General features: G+C 43.0%; 22 protein-coding genes and 1 tRNA gene. 3 read left to right on the forward strand and 20 right to left on the reverse strand.

Features of this window, described 5'->3' with window-relative positions; all coding sequences use genetic code 11:
• Positions 1-8: 8 nt before the first annotated feature.
• From BLL40_RS10185 to clpP, 6 genes are all read right to left on the reverse strand, one after another.
• The gene (locus tag BLL40_RS10185) at positions 9-1190 is read right to left on the reverse strand and encodes a phosphoglycerate kinase (RefSeq protein ID WP_073711803.1); all 1182 of its coding nucleotides are present in this window, start codon (positions 1188-1190) and stop codon (positions 9-11) included.
• Between the two features lie 434 nt (positions 1191-1624).
• Positions 1625-2632, reverse strand: a complete 1008-nt coding sequence (gene gap / locus BLL40_RS10190; RefSeq protein ID WP_073711804.1) for a type I glyceraldehyde-3-phosphate dehydrogenase — start codon at positions 2630-2632, stop codon at positions 1625-1627.
• Between the two features lie 75 nt (positions 2633-2707).
• A complete protein-coding gene (locus tag BLL40_RS10195; protein ID WP_073711805.1) occupies positions 2708-3736 on the reverse strand; it encodes a sugar-binding transcriptional regulator in 1029 nt (342 codons plus the stop codon).
• A 159-nt stretch (positions 3737-3895) separates the two neighbouring features.
• Positions 3896-4141, reverse strand: coding sequence for a glutaredoxin family protein (locus BLL40_RS10200; RefSeq protein WP_073711806.1), 246 nt, complete (start codon positions 4139-4141; stop codon positions 3896-3898).
• 11 nt (positions 4142-4152) lie between these two features.
• Positions 4153-5484, reverse strand: a complete 1332-nt coding sequence (gene rpoN / locus BLL40_RS10205; protein ID WP_245797932.1) for an RNA polymerase factor sigma-54 — start codon at positions 5482-5484, stop codon at positions 4153-4155.
• Between the two features lie 78 nt (positions 5485-5562).
• Positions 5563-6165: an ATP-dependent Clp endopeptidase proteolytic subunit ClpP gene (gene clpP, locus BLL40_RS10210; RefSeq protein WP_018394526.1), complete on the reverse strand. Its 603-nt coding sequence runs from the start codon at positions 6163-6165 to the stop codon at positions 5563-5565.
• A 216-nt stretch (positions 6166-6381) separates the two neighbouring features.
• Here clpP and BLL40_RS10215 point away from each other — a divergent pair.
• From BLL40_RS10215 to BLL40_RS10225, 3 genes are all read left to right on the forward strand, one after another.
• A tRNA-Arg gene (locus BLL40_RS10215) sits at positions 6382-6453 on the forward strand.
• A 192-nt stretch (positions 6454-6645) separates the two neighbouring features.
• Entirely contained in the window at positions 6646-6807 is a 162-nt protein-coding gene (gene sspK, locus BLL40_RS10220; protein ID WP_073711807.1) for a small, acid-soluble spore protein K, read from the forward strand.
• 19 nt (positions 6808-6826) lie between these two features.
• Entirely contained in the window at positions 6827-7042 is a 216-nt protein-coding gene (locus BLL40_RS10225; RefSeq protein ID WP_143180115.1) for a nucleotide exchange factor GrpE, read from the forward strand.
• 322 nt (positions 7043-7364) lie between these two features.
• Here BLL40_RS10225 and BLL40_RS10230 read toward each other — a convergent pair whose 3' ends face one another.
• The 14 genes from BLL40_RS10230 to hisD all read right to left on the reverse strand — a co-directional run bounded on the left by BLL40_RS10230 (position 7365) and on the right by hisD (position 19269).
• A complete protein-coding gene (locus BLL40_RS10230) occupies positions 7365-7490 on the reverse strand; it encodes a DUF4023 family protein (RefSeq protein WP_073711809.1) in 126 nt (41 codons plus the stop codon).
• Between the two features lie 200 nt (positions 7491-7690).
• Positions 7691-7954 (reverse strand): HPr family phosphocarrier protein, encoded by a 264-nt coding sequence (locus BLL40_RS10235; RefSeq protein ID WP_073711810.1) that lies wholly within the window; start codon positions 7952-7954, stop codon positions 7691-7693.
• A gap of 16 nt (positions 7955-7970) precedes the next feature.
• Positions 7971-8924 carry a DNA-binding protein WhiA gene (whiA, locus tag BLL40_RS10240; RefSeq protein ID WP_073711811.1) on the reverse strand — a complete coding sequence of 318 codons (954 nt, stop codon included), beginning with the start codon at positions 8922-8924 and terminating at the stop codon, positions 7971-7973.
• Between the two features lie 27 nt (positions 8925-8951).
• Positions 8952-9914, reverse strand: coding sequence for a gluconeogenesis factor YvcK family protein (locus BLL40_RS10245; protein ID WP_173799921.1), 963 nt, complete (start codon positions 9912-9914; stop codon positions 8952-8954).
• Entirely contained in the window at positions 9911-10792 is an 882-nt protein-coding gene (rapZ, locus tag BLL40_RS10250; RefSeq protein WP_083566485.1) for an RNase adapter RapZ, read from the reverse strand. The genes BLL40_RS10245 and rapZ overlap by 4 nt, the downstream gene beginning before the upstream one ends.
• A gap of 21 nt (positions 10793-10813) precedes the next feature.
• Positions 10814-11272, reverse strand: a complete 459-nt coding sequence (locus BLL40_RS10255) for an NUDIX hydrolase (protein WP_073711813.1) — start codon at positions 11270-11272, stop codon at positions 10814-10816.
• 400 nt (positions 11273-11672) lie between these two features.
• Entirely contained in the window at positions 11673-12629 is a 957-nt protein-coding gene (gene trxB, locus BLL40_RS10260) for a thioredoxin-disulfide reductase (protein ID WP_073711814.1), read from the reverse strand.
• Positions 12630-13027: 398 nt separating this feature from the next.
• Positions 13028-14539: a tetratricopeptide repeat protein gene (locus BLL40_RS10265; protein WP_073711815.1), complete on the reverse strand. Its 1512-nt coding sequence runs from the start codon at positions 14537-14539 to the stop codon at positions 13028-13030.
• A 106-nt stretch (positions 14540-14645) separates the two neighbouring features.
• Entirely contained in the window at positions 14646-15275 is a 630-nt protein-coding gene (gene hisIE, locus BLL40_RS10270) for a bifunctional phosphoribosyl-AMP cyclohydrolase/phosphoribosyl-ATP diphosphatase HisIE (protein ID WP_073711816.1), read from the reverse strand.
• Positions 15272-16030, reverse strand: a complete 759-nt coding sequence (gene hisF, locus BLL40_RS10275) for an imidazole glycerol phosphate synthase subunit HisF (protein ID WP_073711817.1) — start codon at positions 16028-16030, stop codon at positions 15272-15274. The genes hisIE and hisF overlap by 4 nt, the downstream gene beginning before the upstream one ends.
• Entirely contained in the window at positions 16027-16755 is a 729-nt protein-coding gene (gene hisA, locus BLL40_RS10280; protein WP_073711818.1) for a 1-(5-phosphoribosyl)-5-[(5-phosphoribosylamino)methylideneamino]imidazole-4-carboxamide isomerase, read from the reverse strand. Before hisA ends, hisF begins: the two co-directional genes overlap by 4 nt.
• The gene (hisH, locus tag BLL40_RS10285) at positions 16752-17390 is read right to left on the reverse strand and encodes an imidazole glycerol phosphate synthase subunit HisH (RefSeq protein WP_073711819.1); all 639 of its coding nucleotides are present in this window, start codon (positions 17388-17390) and stop codon (positions 16752-16754) included. The genes hisA and hisH overlap by 4 nt, the downstream gene beginning before the upstream one ends.
• A gap of 1 nt (position 17391) precedes the next feature.
• The gene (gene hisB, locus BLL40_RS10290; protein ID WP_073711820.1) at positions 17392-17982 is read right to left on the reverse strand and encodes an imidazoleglycerol-phosphate dehydratase HisB; all 591 of its coding nucleotides are present in this window, start codon (positions 17980-17982) and stop codon (positions 17392-17394) included.
• Positions 17983-18000: 18 nt separating this feature from the next.
• Positions 18001-19269 (reverse strand): histidinol dehydrogenase, encoded by a 1269-nt coding sequence (hisD, locus tag BLL40_RS10295; protein WP_095532841.1) that lies wholly within the window; start codon positions 19267-19269, stop codon positions 18001-18003.

Consider the following 19269-nt stretch of genomic DNA (forward strand, 5'->3'; position numbering starts at 1 on the left):
TCTATGAATTATTTTTCGTCAATTGCCTCTACACCTGGAAGTGCTTTTCCTTCCATAAACTCAAGGCTTGCACCGCCGCCTGTTGAAATATGACTCATTCTGTCCGCGAGACCAAATTTTTCAACAGCTGCTGCTGAGTCGCCGCCCCCAATGATTGAGTAAGCATCCGCTTCTGCCAGCGCCTGCGCCACCCCTTTTGTACCTGTTGCAAACTTGTCCATTTCAAATACGCCCATTGGACCATTCCAAATGACAAGTTTAGATTGCCCGATTGTTTCTTTGTAAAGCTCAATCGTTTTCGGACCGATATCAAGCGCTTCCCAGTCCGCCGGAATTTCATTGATTGGAACGACTTTCGTGTTCGCATGTTCACCAAAATCATCAGCAACTGTAACATCAACAGGCATTAAAAATTTCACGCCTTTTTCTTCGGCTTTTTTCATGAACTGTTTCGCAAGATCAAGTTTATCTTCTTCAAGAAGCGATTTCCCCACTTCATGTCCTTGCGCTTTCACGAATGTATACGCAAGTCCGCCGCCAATAATCAGGTTGTCCACTTTATCAAGTAAATGATCGATGACACCGATCTTATCTTTTACTTTCGCTCCGCCGATAATCGCTGTGAACGGGCGCTCCGGATTAGATAACGCTTTACCGAGGACATCCAATTCTTTTTGTACTAAAAACCCGGTTGCAGATGGCAAATATTTTGCAATTCCTTCTGTTGATGCATGCGCACGGTGAGCCGCACCAAATGCGTCATTGACATACACATCCGCAAGTTCTGCAAATTGCTTCGCAAGCTCATCGTCGTTCTTTTCTTCCCCTTTGTAGAAGCGGACATTTTCAAGAAGAAGGACATCGCCCTCGTTCAAGCTTGAAATAGCTTCTTTTACGCTGTCACCATAGGCCTCGTCTGTTTTTGTAACCGGTTGCCCGAGCAGTTCTTCCAAACGTTTGCCTGCAGCTGTAAGACGCATGTCTTCATTTACTTCACCTTTTGGACGGCCAAGGTGGCTTGCTAAAATCACTTTTGCGCCCTTCTCTGACAAATATTGAATCGTTGGAAGGGCAGCTCGAATGCGTGTATCATCCGTTACCTCGCCGTCTTTCATTGGCACATTAAAATCAACACGGCAAAAGACACGCTTTCCTTTCAGATCCAGATCTTTAATCGTTTTCTTGTTCATTAAAAAGACCTCCAGTTGTAATTTAAAGCGTATGCAGGGGTATTTAAATAAAAACGGGGAGCAGGGATTGTACCCCTCTCCCCGTTTCACTTCTTCATTATAGACGGCGAACTGTTATTTTCCAACTATTAGTCTGAAAAAAAACAGCGTTTCTTTTTATCCCGCATTAACGGGCAGTAAGAACCCCCCTTCAAGACGTCGAAAAGAAAAGAAGGATAAGCGGGGGATCAACTGCCCGTAAAAGCCCGATTGGTTCGGGCCGGCCGAAGCCGGTCACTCACGTATTGCCGCAGGACGCGGCGCTCTTTACCTGAGTTCCTTTTTATTCTGTGGGGCTAAGAAGAAGGCAGACTAAGAACGTCACGTCCTGTGACAACGTCTGCATGATTCACATCCTGTGAACCTAACCCCCCACTGAATGAAGTTTCACTTTATTAAAGACCTTTTGAAGCGATGTATTTCGCAAGATCTACTACACGATTCGAGTAGCCATTTTCATTATCGTACCAAGAAACAACTTTCACCATGTTGCCTTCTATAACCATAGTAGATAGACCATCGATTGTAGAAGAAGCAGTCGTGCCATTGTAATCAGAAGACACTAGCGGAAGCTCATTATATGCTAAAATACCTTTCAAGTCGCCTTCAGATGCCGTTTTAAGTGCTTCATTCACTTGTTCAGCTGTAACGTCTGTTTTAAGTTCAGCAACAAGGTCAACAACAGATACGTTTGGTGTTGGAACACGCATAGACATACCGTTCAATTTACCTTTCAATTCAGGTATTACAAGAGCAACGGCTTTCGCTGCACCCGTTGTCGTCGGGATAACGTTTACTGCTGCTCCTCTTGCACGACGGTAGTCAGCATGTGGCAAATCTAGAACTTGTTGATCATTTGTGTACGAGTGAACAGTTGTCATCATTCCGCGTACAATACCGAACTTGTCATTTAATACTTTTGCAAATGGAGCAAGGCCGTTTGTTGTACAAGATGCATTTGAAAGAACATCGTGGTTTGCTGCATCATATTTATCTTCATTCACACCCATAACAATGGTAATATCTTCTCCAGATGCTGGAGCAGAGATAATGACTTTTTTAGCTCCGCCTTCAAGATGTTTCGCAGCATCTTCACGTTTTGTGAAACGACCTGTTGATTCTACAACGATATCAGCACCAGCTGCACCCCAAGGTATTTTCGCAGGTTCACGTTCAGCTGTCACTTTTACACGTTCTCCATTTACAATGATTGTATCTCCGTCAACTGTTACTTCTGCATCAAGAGCTCCATGTACTGAATCGTATTTTAAAAGATGTGCAAGCATGTTTGCATCTGTAAGGTCATTGATTGCTACTACTTCTACTTCCGGATTTTTAAGAGCGGCGCGAAAAACAACACGTCCAATACGTCCAAAGCCATTAATACCAATTTTTACTGTCATGAGTGAGTTCCTCCTAAAATTTGTTTATCAAACCATTAGCAATTTTTCATTGCCAGTTGGTAGTGTTCATGTAAGTTATGATTGTTCCAACAGCACTCGTGCTGCTGCTTCGTCTGTAACGAGTATGTCCAGTTTGGGTGATCCGTTTAAATAAGAACGAATCGCACTTCCCTTTGAAGCTCCACCGGCTGCTGCAATGACGACTGTTGCACGTTGCAAGTCATCCAGCTTCAACCCGATTGTCGACAATTTTTGAATGACATCTCCATCTTTGTTGAAATAGTAGCCAAATGCTTCCGCAACGGCTTCCTTCTCTTCTAAAATAGCTAATTCAGCATCTGGTGTTTTACGCCTTTTAGCCATAGCAAGAGCATCACCGACACCGTGAAGTACGATGTCCGCTGATTGAATCATACTAACCGCTTCTTTAATTGCCGGCTCTTGAAGAAGAGACTCTCGCACATCTGGGCTAATCCGCTCTGGTGCGTACAAGACTCGGTGCGAACCATTCGTATTTTGGGCCATTAATGCAGCAACGGTATTTGCTTCATTGCGGACATCGTCGCCAATTCCGCCCCGTGCCGGCACAAATAATACTTGCTTTCCTTCTGCGAAATCCGGTTTCATTGTTCGTGCGACTTCCGCCATCGTCGAGCCGCCGGTTACAGCAATGATAGTTTGTTCACTAAGATGGCTCTTTATGCGGCTTGCGCATGCATCACCAATTGCTTTCTTCACAAAGGCGGATTCATCGCAGTTGCCTGGAAGAATAACGACATTCGACAAGTTGTAGCGATTCCTTAGTTTTTCTGCCATTGAATCAATGCCTTTTAATTCAAGCATCATATCTTCTAATTCTCTCACAACATCCATACCTGTTTCTGTCATCCTCATGCCTGCAGCACTAAAATCAAGTAGTCCACGTTCTTTTAAAAATTCCGCTTCGCTTCTCACAACACGCTCAGTCATGTCAAGCGACTGGGCTAATGTTCTTCGCCCTGCCGTTCCTGCAATCCTGACAGCCTGCAAAAGTCGATAGCGTTTTTGCATTACGTCAAGCAGGTCCGGTACGAGCTGCTGCTGAATACTTAAGATGGGTTTCATATTCGACGCTCCTCTTCGGCTTTCGAGCTTCGGGTTTCGTTTCGTCCCATTAAAAACTAAACGCGTCCCACTCACTCAAAAAAAATTTTCCCTGCCTACAAAATTATTGTAGCAGGGTATTATTCAAAAATCAACGCAAGATACCATTTTATTTTTTATTTATTTGTTAAACTTTCGTTTTAACTTTGTAAAGATTGTGAAATAGTCAATGTGCCCATATTGGATCATTTCCCCCCCGCATTCCACGACGGGAATCATTAACCCATATTGCTCCGTCCACTTATCACACTCATTAATATCCCGCTCATACAACGTGATACCGATTTCATCTTTCACCATATTCATGACCACTTTTGCGTCTTCGCATAAATGACAACCTGGGCGCGTATAAAAATAAACTTCCACGCACTTTCACCTCAATCATATCGTTTCCTCTTCGTTGATGACGGGATTTGAAGCTGTTCCCGGTATTTGGCTACCGTCCGTCTTGAAACCGCCATTCCTTCTTTCTCTAGTATAGTACAAATTGCTTGATCAGACATTGGTTTTCTTTTATCTTCAGTTGATACAAGCTCTTCAATACGCGTCTTTACTTGATCAGATGATGTTATTTCTCCATCTGACTGTGCAGCCCCCAAACCAGAGGGAAAGAAATATTTCAATTCATACGTCCCAAAGGGCGTCTGCATATACTTTTCACGCACTGTTCGGCTGACCGTTGACTCATGAATATCTAGTTCATCAGCCACTTCTTTCATTGTCAGCGGCTGTAATGAACCGGACCCCTTAAAGAAAAAATCCCGCTGCTTTTCAACAATCTTCAGTCCGACACGCTGTATCGTCTGCTGACGCTGCTTCAAACTTTTTAACAACCATTGGTAGTCCTTTTCTTTTTCTTTTATAAACTTTTTCACATCTGTGTCAGAGTGGACAGCCATTTCATCAAAATAGTCCCGTTGAAAAACGACTTTCGGCAAATCATCATCTAGAAGATGAACTTCAATCGTTTCATCAGCCACTAGGACAGCTATATCTGGACGAACATACGATGATGAGGCATAGTGAAAACAGGCACCCGGCTTCGGATTCAATGTTTTAATGAAATCGGCTGCCTGCTGAATTTCTTTCATTTCCACACCAAGTTTTTTAGAAAGTGGTTTCCACGTTTTATTAGCAAAGTCAATAAAATGATCACGAATAATAACTTCTGCAAGAAAGGGTGCATCAAGACGGCTTTCAATTTGCATCAATAAACACTCCCGTAAATCCTGAGCACCGATACCCGCCGGTTCCATCCGCTTAATCATGTTCATCATATGAGTGACTTCTTTTTTATCTACAGCAAGCAGACTAGCAGCGTCTGCATCATTAATTTTCATGTATCCGTTTTCATCTATATTATAAAGTAAAAACTTAAGAATTCGTTTTTGAGATTTTGTTAAATTGATCAGTTGAAATTGAGTGTTTAAATGATCCGTTATCTTATAAGAAGAATCCGGAATATGTTCAATCCAATTTTTATCTTCTGCTTGACTTGCTGAACTACGCTGCTGTCCTTTATTATTAAGCGCTTTCAAATCAGGTGCTTCAAGCTGAATAAACGGGTTTTCCACTATTTTCGATTCCAAAAATTCAGTCAGTTCCTGTGTTGAATATTGGAGAAGCGCGATCGCCTGTGTCAATTCCTGTGTCATGGCAAGCTTGATTGACTGCTGCTGCCACAATCCAGGCTTCATCTGCCTATTCATCTGTATCTCCCCCCTTCTTATCTATTATACAGATAGACGCAAAAAAAAAAAGACCTGCTGGGATGCAGGCCTTTCTTCTTAATCTTTTTTAGATGCTGCTTCGCTGCGTGTTACAATATGATCGACGAGACCATATTCTTTTGCACGCTCTGCTGTCATAAAGTTATCTCGGTCTGTATCGCGCGAAATGACCTCAAGCGGTTGACCTGTACGCTCTGACAAAATACCATTCAATTTTTCACGAAGGAACAAAATGCGTTTCGCCGCAATTTCAATTTCCGTCGCCTGTCCTTGTGCACCGCCGAGCGGCTGATGGATCATGACCTCACTGTTCGGAAGCGCATAACGTTTTCCTTTCGTACCCGCCGCAAGCAAGAATGCACCCATTGATGCAGCCATACCGATGCAGATTGTCTGTACGTCTGGTTTAATGAATTGCATTGTGTCATAAATCGCCATACCGGCTGTAATACTGCCGCCTGGGCTGTTTATGTAAATGGATATGTCCTTTTCAGGGTTTTCGGCTTCAAGGAAAAGAAGCTGCGCGACAATCGAGTTTGCCACGTTATCATCAATCCCACTGCCCAGCATAATGATACGGTCTTTTAACAGACGGGAATAAATGTCGTACGCACGCTCACCACGGTTCGTTTGTTCAATAACTGTAGGAATTAAATTCATAAATGGTTCCTCCTTTTAATTGCTGTGCTATACAACCATCATACAATTCAAGGTCAATGAAGGTCAAACATAATGCTTTGCTATTGTGTACGTTTTCTTCTTTCTTTTATGAAATTCCTGCTAAACAACACTTTTTTTTCTACTTGTGATTGTTTTTTCAATTAATCATTGCATTTCATGCCGTCATCCTATATAATTTTGAAATGTACTGTTATTGCCCTCGTGGTGCAACGGATAGCACGCAAGCCTCCGAAGCTTGAAATGCAGGTTCGATTCCTGCCGAGGGCGTCAATGTTTACAAATACCATCGTGCTTTTATGGCACGATGGTATTTTTGTGTTCACTTTTAGTGGGTGCTACTAATTCACGGTGTTTTTCCCATGATTTTTATGAAAAGTATCATGATAATTTTATTTCTTTTCCTCATACTATTCATACGCGGAAACCCCGCGTATCTACTACGTGTCTGGAGGGAAATTAATGAGGAATAAAGCAAAAAACTTCTCGATTACATCGATGAAAGGGGAAGCTGGGAAAGCCCGGGCTAAGCCAGAATTTGCTTCCAAGCGAGCAGACGGCACCATTAATACACATCCTCAAGAACGCATGAGAGCTTCGAATCAACGAGCAACGGACACGTAAGTAAAAAAGGACTTCTTCAATGAAAAAAACGAACTATTTAAATGGGGGCTTGATCATGGGAAGAAACGATCGTAGAATGGGCAATAACAATACGGGTTCTTTAGCCTATACATCAAAAAATTTAAAAGTTAAATCAAACACAGTAAATGAAGAGTATGCTCGTGAATTAGCTGAACTCGATAACCTGAAAAAAAAGCGAGAGCGAACGAATTCAACTAAATATCGAAACCAATAAAGTGAAACTTCATTCAGTGGGGGTTAGGTTCACAGGACGTGACGATCTTAGTCTGCGTTCCGCTTATCCCCCACTGAATAAAAAGGAACTCAGGTAAAGAGCGCCGCGTCCTGCGGCAATACCTGAGTGACCGGCTTCAGCCGGCCCGAACCAATCGGGCTTTTACGGGCAGTTGATCCCCTGCTTATCCTTCTTGTCTTTTCGACGTCTTGAAGCGGGGGTCTTACTGCCCGTTAATGCGGGGTAAAAATTAAACAAAAGCAACCACCCTTTCTCACTTTTAGTATAGGGTGGTTGCTGTTTACTATTTGTAAAAAGTTAGTTAGTGCTGTTTAGTCGGTAATTTCTTCTCAGGATGACCGTTACCTTGTCTTTTTTTATTTCGTTCTTCTTTTTTCTTTGTATTATTTAATTTCTCCACAAAATCATGTGTGCTCTCTTTTTCCATCGACTTTTCCTCCTTTTTATTATAGCTAGTTTTTAATGTAACCAAAACCTTTCGAAGCATGCGTACATGTTTGTCCTTTTATTTTACAAATAGTAAACAAAAAAGACGCCTTGTGTATAGTGGCGTCCATTCGTTTATTTTTATCCCGTCCATCTGTTTAAGGAAGCTTACACGTTATTCAGAAAGATTTTAATCTTTTCTTACACCCACTCTTCCCGTTCAACAAGAGCTGCTAATGTTTCGACAGCTATTTCTTCTTCTCGTCCTTCTGCACTGATCGTAACAGTTGCACCACGTCCTAGCGCAAGGCTCATAATGCCCATAATACTTTTGGCGTTAATTTTTTTTTCATCTTTTTCAAGAAAAATTTCGGCACTGAATCGATTCGCTTCCTGTACAAATAAGGCAGCTGGTCTTGCCTGCAGTCCGGATTTTAACTGGACGCTTACTTTTTTTTCAACCATTTTATACACTCCTTTTTTATTTTCCCTCTGTTGTAAGCTCTCCAGCTCGAATTTTATTGGCAATTTCATCTATTTTGCGCAGACGATGATTGATACCTGATTTGCTAATTGCCGTTCCCGACACCATTTCTCCGAGCTCTTTTAACGTCACGTCTTGATGGAGGACGCGAAGCTCTGCAATTTCACGAAGCCGATCTGGCAATATACTAAGTCCGACCGTTTCATCAATATATTTTATATTTTCGACCTGGCGCAAAGCGGCACCAATCGTTTTATTCAAATTCGCTGTTTCACAGTTTACAAGACGGTTTACTGAATTGCGCATATCTCGAATAATACGCACATCTTCAAAACGCATTAATGCGTTATGTGCCCCAATAACACTAAAAAAGTCAGATATCTTTTCTGCCTCTTTCAAATATGTGATGAATCCTTTTTTTCGTTCAAGCGGTTTGGCATTTAAATGAAAGATATTCATCAATTCACACAGTGCCTTGTTATGTTCATGATAAAGTGAAAACACTTCCAAATGATAAGAAGATGTTTCCGGATTATTCACGGATCCACCCGCTAAAAAGGCACCACGCAAATAGGTACGGCGACAGCAATCTTTGTTAATAATTTTATCAGAAATGTGATGAACAATTGAAAAACCTTTTTCAACAATGGCAAGATCATCGAGTATTTCTTTTGCTGCTTCTTTTAGTCGGACAATATAGACATTATTTTTCTTTAATCTCATTTTTTTACGGACGAGTAACTCTACTACTGCTTCATAGTTCCGTTTAATTAATACGTAAATACGCCGGGCAATGGCCGCATTTTCCGTTTGTATGTTGACAACAAGCTGTCTATTAGAAAAAGACAGCGAGCCATTCATACGAATGAGCGCAGACAATTCTGCCTTGGCACAACATCCGCTCGTTTCAATGGTGGTCAGTTCTTTTTTTGTTTCTGATGCAAAAGACAACATCACCACTCCTCTCGTGATGTCCGCTTATTGTTTCGGGATAAGACGCACTAATATTTCAGCTACTTTGGCTGTATCATGTCGGATAATGCTGTCGTCATACGTGATAATATCATCAATGATGGTATTAAGCCCCATTGATTTCAATTTATTCACATCATACACGACTGGTTTGGCCATTTCCTCTTTATAAATTTCTTGAATACGATCAGGAATCGGTTCTTTATTGACAAGAATCGTATCAATAAACGAACAGTTCATATGGTCGTAGATCGCTTTGACATGATCGGCTGCTGTAAAATCGAGCGTTTCCCCTGCTTGGGTCATTAAATTACAAATATACACTTTTTTTGCCTTTACGGTACATACTTCTTCACCGATTTCCGGTACTAATAAATTTGGCAATATACTCGTGTACAAACTGCCTGGACCAAGGATAATTAAATCGGCTTCCTGAATTGCGCGAATCGTTTCTGGGAGTGGTTTAATTTCCTCTGGTGTTAAAAATACACGATGTATCCTCTTCCCTGAATAAGGTATTTTAGATTCTCCTGATACAATCGATTGATCTTCCATTTCCGCATGAAGAATAACACTTTCATTCGCGGCTGGCAGTACTTTACCTCTCACATTTAACACGCGGCTCATTTCTTGAATCGCATGGCCAAAGTCACCGGTAATAGATGAAAGAGCTGCAATCATTAAATTGCCAAGCGCATGACCATATAGTTCATTTTCCGTTGAAAATCGATGCTGGAAAAGAGATTCGACAAGCGGCTCCACATCTGATAATGCGGCGAGTACATTACGAATATCTCCTGGCGGCGGAATATTCAACTCATTTCGTAGTCGTCCAGAGCTGCCGCCATCATCCGCCACTGTGACAATTGCTGTCAAATCGATCGGATGACGCTTCAGTCCTCGGAGTAAAACAGAAAGTCCAGTTCCACCGCCAATAATCACCACTTTTGGCTGCGGATCATTCATCATGACTTTGCGGCCTTTCGCTTATCAATATCACGATGGGTAACCCGTGTCGTATAATCATTTGCAAAATAGTTCGCCAAGTATTCAGAAAGGGCAACTGAACGATGCTGACCGCCCGTGCAGCCGATCGCAATGACGAGCTGTGACTTTCCTTCTATTTTATAATGCGGCATCATAAACGTAAGTAGATCGGATACTTTTTCAAGAAATTTTTGCGTATCCGTCCATTTCATTACGTATTCTGCTACATCTGTATCAAGCCCTGTACGTGGTCTCATGTGCTCAATATAATGCGGATTAGGCAAAAACCTTACATCAAAAACAAGATCCGCGTCAATCGGCAAGCCGTGTTTAAACCCAAATGACATCACATTTACAGTAAATGACGCTTCTTTATCCGGGGAAAATTCACGCATAATGGTTTCACGTAAATCTTTTGGTTTCATTTTTGATGTATTCAAAATCATGTGTGCACGGCCACGCAGATCATTTAACAGCTCACGCTCTTGATGAATGCCGTCAAGCGGGCGTTCATCACGTGAAAGTGGATGTGTTCGACGTGTTTCCTTATAACGACTGACAAGAACTTCATCTTCGGCGTCTAAAAATAGCACTTTAGGCGCTGTATTAAGTGTTTCTGCTGCTTCATCAAGTGCCGTTGATAAATGGTCAAAAAATTCGCGACCTCGCATATCCATTACAATGGCCACTTTTTTCAACTGCTGTCCGGAATCTTTTATCAATGTTAAAAAAGGCTGGAGAAGCGTCGGCGGCAAGTTATCCATACAATAAAAACCGAGGTCTTCAAAACTTTGGACAGCAACCGTTTTACCTGCACCTGACATTCCTGTAATAATGACAAGCTGTACATCCTTTGCCATGGTCATTCCCCTTTCTATTCATCAACTTGGGTCGAGACGGTATGAAATCAATTCAAAATCTGGTGTATATGTAAATGCTCCATATAACAGGCCATTTCCATGTACCATATACTCCAGCAAATGACGATCTCCTTCTGCCATTGGAAGTTCCTTTAATTCTTCAACCAGCTTCCAGTGAAGCGTTCCTTCTCTCGTTTCTGAAAGCGCGAAGCCATCCGCCTGCTCAGCAAAAAAGGTAAACATCATCCACTCAGAAAGCACTTTATCGCCATCTTTAATAATAAACGTGAATATCCCTTTTACATTTGGATTGCGTAAATAAAGTCCCGTTTCTTCACGATACTCACGAATAACTGCATCTCGGACAGATTCACCAGGCTCCATTTTCCCACCCGGTGCCACCCACCAGCCCCGGCGCGGTTTTTGCATTAAGAGCACTTGTCCATCTTTCATTAACACACAATTTGTGACACGCTGCACAATAACACCCCCACACAGATTCAGTCCCATACTTCTTTCCTTTATTATATATGCACACTCTAAGAACTTCAACGCTGCCGGGTGTTTATTTAAAAAGCGGAGAGCGGCTGGTCGGGGCGACAGGCAAAGGCCAACTGTTTGCGTGGCGAAGACCGTCACGCAAACAGTTGGCCGTTATAACTAAGCACTAAGAAGAAAAAGGGATAGCAATAAAGGATTAAAGGCTAAGAACGCGACATCATGTCGCGTTCTTAGCCTTTGTAACCTACGTCCTGTAGACCTAAAAAGCGCCCGGGCAATACCGGGCGCAATGTAAAAAAATCTGCAGGGGGCAGTCTAATTACATGTTTATTGTATCACTTAAATATTTCAGAAGGATTACGCTCATGTAAAAAACGTATTACGCTTTAACGCCTATTTCTTCTTTCAATTCTTCAATAAAGTGCTGAGCAGCCTGTGCCGCGATGCTTCCATCACCGGTTGCTGTCACAATTTGGCGGAGCATTTTTTCACGAACGTCTCCTGCTGCATAAATACCCGGAACGTTTGTTTCCATTTTTTCATTTGTCACAATGTAGCCCGCTTCATTTGTAATACCGAGGTCAAGGAATGGCTTCGTGAGCGGCAGCATACCAATATAAATGAAAACACCATCTACCGGAAGTTCTTGCTCTTCCCCACTTTCTGTCGAAACGAGTGTCACGCTGCCAACTTTACCGTCTTTATCATGAATTTCTTTTAGCGTGTGACTCCAGATAAAATCCACTTTTTCATTTGCGAAGGCACGATCTTGCAAAATCTTTTGTGCGCGCAGTTCATCACGGCGATGCACAATCGTTACTTTTTTCGCAAAACGTGTCAGATAAACACCTTCTTCAACAGCAGAATCTCCGCCGCCGATTACAACAAGGTCTTTTTCTTTAAAAAATGCACCGTCGCACACCGCACAATAGGATACGCCTCGGCCGCCAAGTTCATTTTCACCAGGTACACCCATTTTTTTATACTGCGCACCTGTCGTAATAATGATTGTACGTGCTTTATATTGTTTTGAGCCTGCATCAACCGTTTTATATTCTTTGCCATCGATAATTTTTTTAATATCACCATATGCATATTCTGCACCGAATTTCTTTGCATGCTCAAACATTTTTGTCGACAACTCAGGACCTAAAATATGATCATAGCCCGGGTAATTTTCAACTTCTTCCGTATTCGCCATCTGTCCGCCAGGCACACCGCGCTCAATCATAAGTGTAGAAAGATTTGCACGCGATGTATAAACAGCCGCTGTCATTCCTGCTGGACCGGCACCGATAATGATTACGTCATAAATTTTTTCTTCAGTAGCAGCCATCATCAACTCTCCTTCGCTTTTTACTTTATACTCTTGAACTACCCACCACTTAGCTAACACTTGAAGTGGGGGATTCCTGCGAATACTAGTGTATCCACCAGTTATTTTAGCAGGCTACCCTCGTAGTCCCTACGATTGATACGAAATTCGTATGTCCTTGCCGTCTTCGTTTGATTTTTGACACTTGGTTTTCGTGCCACAAGTTTGATGGTTTCTTCTTTTTGCGACTTTCGAATGGTATAGGCGAACGCCTACCGACATTCATCTCCCACTTACTCATTGGGCTATGCCCTACACATTCCTTGAAGGGGGAGTCTTCTGTCGAAAAAATGATAAACGTATTTTTTAGATTATGTGTTCATCGTACTTAAATTCAGCACTTACGTCTATTATTATGCTCACAAAAGATGCTCGCGAATAAACTTGGCGTATTTCTGTACAGTTGAAACAGAAACACCATACTGATTAGCCATATCTGACTGGCTGACGGGTTCACTGCGCAATTTTCGCCAGATGTATTCTACAGCTGCAGCCAATGCATCTGGTTTCGACAATTTTGCATTATGATACTGAAGCTCTAAAAAGATCGAAAACCAGATCATAAACAGACCTGCTTTCTCCTTTTTGAGCGGCCGGAAATGACGATATAATATAAGAGCTGTATCATGTGCCAGACGCGTGTTCATTTCAATAAAGAGTGAACTATCCACCGGCATCCCGAGCACATCCGCCATATAAATTTTCTCATGCGGCTGTAAAAGGTCAATATCGCAAAATCCTGGATGTGTCATGACTTCTTTTTGATCACCTGCAAGTGATAATAAGAAAATGCCAAATAACCGTTCTTCATCCCGTTCTCCATTTAAATACCGGACAATCTCTTCTGGATTCCGTTGCATTTCGCCTTCTTCTTGAATACCATTCCATGGCTCAAGCCCTTCCTTTTCTGGATTGCCCTGGATGACTTTTTTCCACACTTTGCGCGCTGTTTCATCACGCCCAGTAAAATGGGCAGCATAGGCAAGCCAGTAATAAAAGTCTGCTTCGCCTTCGAATCCACCTTTATAAAGCTTTTTCAGCCATCTGTAGGCATCTTGATAGCGGCCAATCAGGGCAAACGTCGCACCGATTTTAAACTGCTGATCGGGAATAAGTGGCTGTACTTTTACTAGTTGATCAGCCAAATAGTCAAGTGGTTCCTGCTTTTTTTCATAATAATAAAACACGATTTTATTGCAGATCGCGTGTAAATTGCTTGGATTTTTCTCCAGCACATCCTCCAACACGCGATGTGCTTTTTCAGTCTGCCCGAGATAAAAATAAGCGAGTGCTAAATTGTTGTATGCTGCCCAAAAATCCGGGTACTTTTTTATCGATTCTTCAAGATGAGCGGCCGCTTTCGCAAAATGACCGCTTTCAAGCAAAAAGCGCGCCTTCTCTTGCAGTTCCATCATCTCATCCTGCTCGTACAAATCATTAAAAGCTTCTTCACTGTCAAGCGTAATTAAATCAAGCAAATCTTCTGCATCGTCGTTATACTCGCCGTCTTCATTTGCATCTAAATAGGCTTGTGCATGACGAAATGCGTCTTTAAACGATCCGATATGCACATAATTATTGGCTAAAAAATAGTGGCACTCGCTCATGTTTGGATCCAGATCATCAAGCACAAAACGAAGCAGTCCTATCGACTGTTCATAATGACCGAGTTCTGTTTCCACAATGGCCAGCTGGCAAGCAATGACCGGCTCAAGCGGCTCTAAATCCATCGCCCGTGAAAAGTATTTTTTTGCTTTTGCCAGCTCCCGTTTTTCGAGCGCTTTCATTCCTTTTGAATAGTAAAACTCTCCTGTCGGAAGAAACGGAATGATATTCCTTTTTTCTTTCCAGCTTATTGAGTCATTTCCCATGAAAATCCTCCGTACGTTCTATATGATTAACTTATGCATTATAGCATAGATAAACGCTGAAAGAATAGAGAGAAAAAGCCGGCCTTTAAAATGGGCCGGCTTAATTTTATTCTTTTCCTTTACCTTCATGTCGGCGTGCCAGTACGGATAATACATCATCAAGCGCCAGATCCTGCTCGCGAAGCAGAACAAGCAAGTGATAAATTAGATCGGCTGCTTCCCACTGCAATTCTTCTTTATCACGGTTTTTCGCCGCAATAATGACTTCTGATGCTTCTTCGCCGACTTTTTTCAATATTTTATCGACGCCTTTTTCAAATAAATACGTCGTATACGCACCTTCTGGACGATTTTGCTCGCGGTCCGCAATAACTTGCTCAAGCTGCTGCAAAATCGAATAGGGCAACGAGCCGCTTTCATCGCCATAAAATGGTTTATCGAAGCAGCTTGTTGTTCCTTGGTGACACGCTGGCCCTGCAGGCTCTACTTTGACAACAATTGCATCTTTGTCACAGTCAAATTGCATCGACACGACTTTTTGTGTATTGCCGCTCGTTGCCCCTTTATTCCATAATTCTTCACGTGAACGGCTGTAAAACCACGTTTCGCCTGTTTCCATCGTTTTTTCAAGTGACTCTTTATTCATATAGGCAAGCGTCAATACTTCATACGTTGTCGCATCTTGCACAATCGCAGGCACAAGCCCTTTTTCATCAAACTTCACTTCTTCAATCATCTGACGTTCACCCCCGCATTTCTTAAAAATTGTTTAACTTCTCCGACACCTGTTTCTTTATAATGAAAAATCGAGGCTGCCAGCGCCGCATCTGCCTCCGCATCTTTAAATACATCTAAAAAGTGCTGTGCATTACCGGCGCCACCAGATGCAATGATCGGGACAGAAACCGCATCGCCAACGGCTTTTGTAAGCGCAATATCAAAGCCTTTTTTGCTTCCATCTTCGTCCATGCTCGTCAGCAAAATTTCACCAGCGCCACGTTCCACCGCTTCTTTCGCCCAGTCGATAACGTTTCGTTCTGTCGGTGTCCGGCCGCCGTGCGTATACACGCGCCACGTATCTATCTCAGCGTCATATTTTGCATCGATCGCAATGACGATACATTGCGAGCCGAAAAAAGCAGCTCCCTCGTTGATCAAATCCGGATTGTTCACAGCGGCCGTATTTAATGATACTTTATCCGCTCCTGCACGTAAAATCCGTTTCATATCATCGAGTGCATTAATCCCGCCGCCGACTGTAAATGGTATTGCCAGTTCCGACGCAACAGCCTGAACAACGTCAACCATTGTCTTCCGTCCTTCAACTGAGGCGGAAATATCGAGGAAAACAAGTTCGTCTGCTCCTTGTTCATCATATACACGAGCCAGTTCAACCGGGTCGCCTGCATCGCGCAGTTCAACAAATTGAATGCCTTTTACAACACGGCCTTCTTTTACATCGAGACATGGGATAATGCGTTTTGTCATCATTTCGCCACCTCCAACGCTTCTTTCACATTAAAACGGCCTGTGTAAATGGCTTTTCCGCAAATGGCACCGGATAAGCCATCTGCCTCAAATTTTGCTAGTTCACGCAAATCATCAAGAGAACTAACACCCCCTGATGCAATGACACTTTTCCCCGTCACACGCGCAAGTTCTGCTGTTGCTTCTGTATTTGGGCCAGACAGCATCCCGTCATTGGCAATGTCAGTGAAAATAAACGTTTCTGCACCCGCATCCGCAAATTCTTTCGCGAGATCCACTGCTTTCATAGACGATGTTTCTAGCCAGCCATGTGTTGCCACATAGCCATTTTTTGCATCAAGACCAATCGCAATTTTATCTCCATATGTACCGAGCCATTGCTTTACGAGTTCCGGTTCTTGTACAGCAAGGCTGCCAATAATGACACGATCGACGCCATGATCAAGATAATGACGGATATCTTCCTCTGTTCGAATACCCCCGCCAATTTGAACGCGGGCAGAGAGTTTTTGTGCCGCTTCAATGACGAACTGATCATTGACACGCTGTCCATCTTTTGCGCCATCAAGATCTACCATGTGAATCCATTCTGCGCCTTGCTCCACAAATGATTTTGCCATATCAAACGGCGAATCACCATATATCGTTTCCTGATTGTAATCGCCCTGTACGAGACGGACACATTTGCCGCCGCGCATATCAATGGCTGGATAAATCGTAAAACTCATATTATTTCCTCCGATCGTTCCATCGCTTTTGCAAAATTAGCAAGCAGCTGCATCCCTGTTTCACTGCTTTTTTCCGGGTGAAACTGCATACCAAATACGTTGTCATGACCGACAACAGCGGGCACTTGAACGCCATACGTTGCGCTCGCAAGCAGTGAAGCCTCATCGATACTGTCTACGTAATACGAGTGGACGAAGTAAACAAATCCTTCTTCCATGTCATGCAGCACAGGTGCTTCTTGATGAAAATGAAGCTTATTCCAGCCCATATGTGGCACTTTTAGCCTTTCACCATCCACATCCCGATCCGGAATACGCACAATACGCCCTTTTAACAATCCTAATCCTTGAAAATGGCCATTTTCTTCGCTTTCTTCAAATAAAAGCTGCATGCCTAGACAAATACCAAGCAGTGGACGGCCGCTATCCACATAACGATGAATAAATTGATCAAGCTTTTTTTCCTGCAGACTAGTCATCGCATCTTTAAAAGCGCCAACGCCAGGTAGCAGGAGCCCTTTCGTATTGTTCAATTCTTCTGGAGATTCGCTAATTATATAGGGCATGCCAATTCGCTCAAGCGCTTTGCTGACACTGAATAAATTGCCCATTCCATAGTCAATGATGCCGATCATTTTACAACATCCCTTTCGTTGATGGAACACCTTTCACACGCGGATCAATTGTCGTTGCTTCGTCAATTGCACGTGCCATCGCTTTAAACACCGCTTCAATCATATGGTGCGTATTTTGACCATAATGAATAATGACATGTAAATTCATACGTGCTTCTAGAGCAAATTTCCATAGAAACTCATATACGAGTTCCGTATCAAATGTGCCGACTTTTTGCGCCTTGAATTCACCACGCATTTCAAAATGAGGACGGTTGCTCAAATCCACAACGACCTGTGCAAGCGTATCATCCATTGGCACAAAAAAGCTTCCATATCGCTTAATGCCTTTTTTATCTCCCAGTGCTTCTTTTAATGCCATGCCGAGAACAATGCCAAGATCTTCTGTCGTATGATGATCATCCACATCAACGTCTCCATCTGCTTTCACTGTCAGATCAAAATGGCCGTGCTTCGTGAAAAGGTCAAGCATATGGTTCATGAATGGTACACCCGTGTCAATATTCGACTTTCCTTCACCATCCACCTCAAATGCGAGGTCAATTTTTGTTTCCCCTGTATAACGCTGCAGCTCTGCATAGCGATTTCCCATTGTGAACCCTCTTTCTTTTTAATCGTTACGCGCTTCAATCGCGCGGGCATGTGCTTCTAATCCTTCAAGCCGGGCAAATGCGGCAATTTTTGCTCCATGTTGATCAAATGCCTGCTTGCTGTACATAATAATACTCGATTTTTTCATAAAGTCATCGACAGACAGCGGGCTAGAAAAGCGGGCCGTACCGTTCGTCGGCAAGACATGATTCGGACCTGCAAAATAATCGCCAACCGGCTCTGAAGAATAACGGCCGACAAAAATCGCTCCAGCATGTTTAATGTCTTTCACGAGCTCAAGGGCACCTTCTGTCATGATTTCAAGATGCTCCGGTGCCAGTTCATTAATCGTTTGAACGGCTTCTTCCATTGTTTCTGCTACATAAATCGCTCCGTAATCATCAATCGATGCCCGTGCTATTTCCGAACGCGGCAACGATTTAAGCTGCTTCTCAATCTCGCGTGCAACAGCTTGCGCCAAATCTTGCGAAGTCGTCACGAGCACAGCAGACGCTCTCTTGTCATGTTCCGCCTGTGACAGCATGTCCGCTGCCACTTCTTTCGCAGAAGCCGACTCATCAGCGAGCACCGCAATTTCACTTGGTCCTGCAATCATATCAATATCCACATCTCCGAACACTTCCCGTTTTGCGAGTGCTACGAATATGTTGCCCGGTCCCGTAATTTTGTCAACAGCTTTAATGGATTCCGTTCCATAGGCAAGAGCTGCTACCGCCTGCGCACCACCGACTTTATATATATCTTTCACGCCAGCAATGTCAGCCGCCACAAGCACACCTGCTGGAAGCTTTCCATTTGACCCGGGTGGAGACACCATAACAATTCGCTCAACACCGGCTGTTTTTGCCGGCATGACGTTCATCAAAACGGAAGAAGGATACGCTGCTGTACCGCCAGGAACGTAAACACCCGCTGAATCAAGCGGCGTCATTTTCTGTCCGAGAATAGAACCGTCTGCGTTTGTATATAGCCACGTTTCCCGTTTTTGCTTCGCATGAAAAGACGCGATATTTTCGGCTGCTTCACGAATGATGCTGATCATCTCATCATCAAGCGTCTCGTATGCTTCGTTGATTTCTTCTCTTGTCACTTTTAAGCTCGATAATTTTGCTCCGTCAAACTTTTCTGTATAGGCGAAAAGCGCATAATCGCCCTTTTCTTTTACCTCACTAATAATAGCACGAACGATCTGCTGCTGGTCTTCTGTTCCTGCATCGACGGACCGTTTAATGGATAATCCGGCTGTAATACGCTCCGTTTTAATCAT

The organism is Domibacillus mangrovi, from assembly GCF_001906925.1.
GTDB lineage: Bacteria > Bacillota > Bacilli > Bacillales > Domibacillaceae > Domibacillus > Domibacillus mangrovi.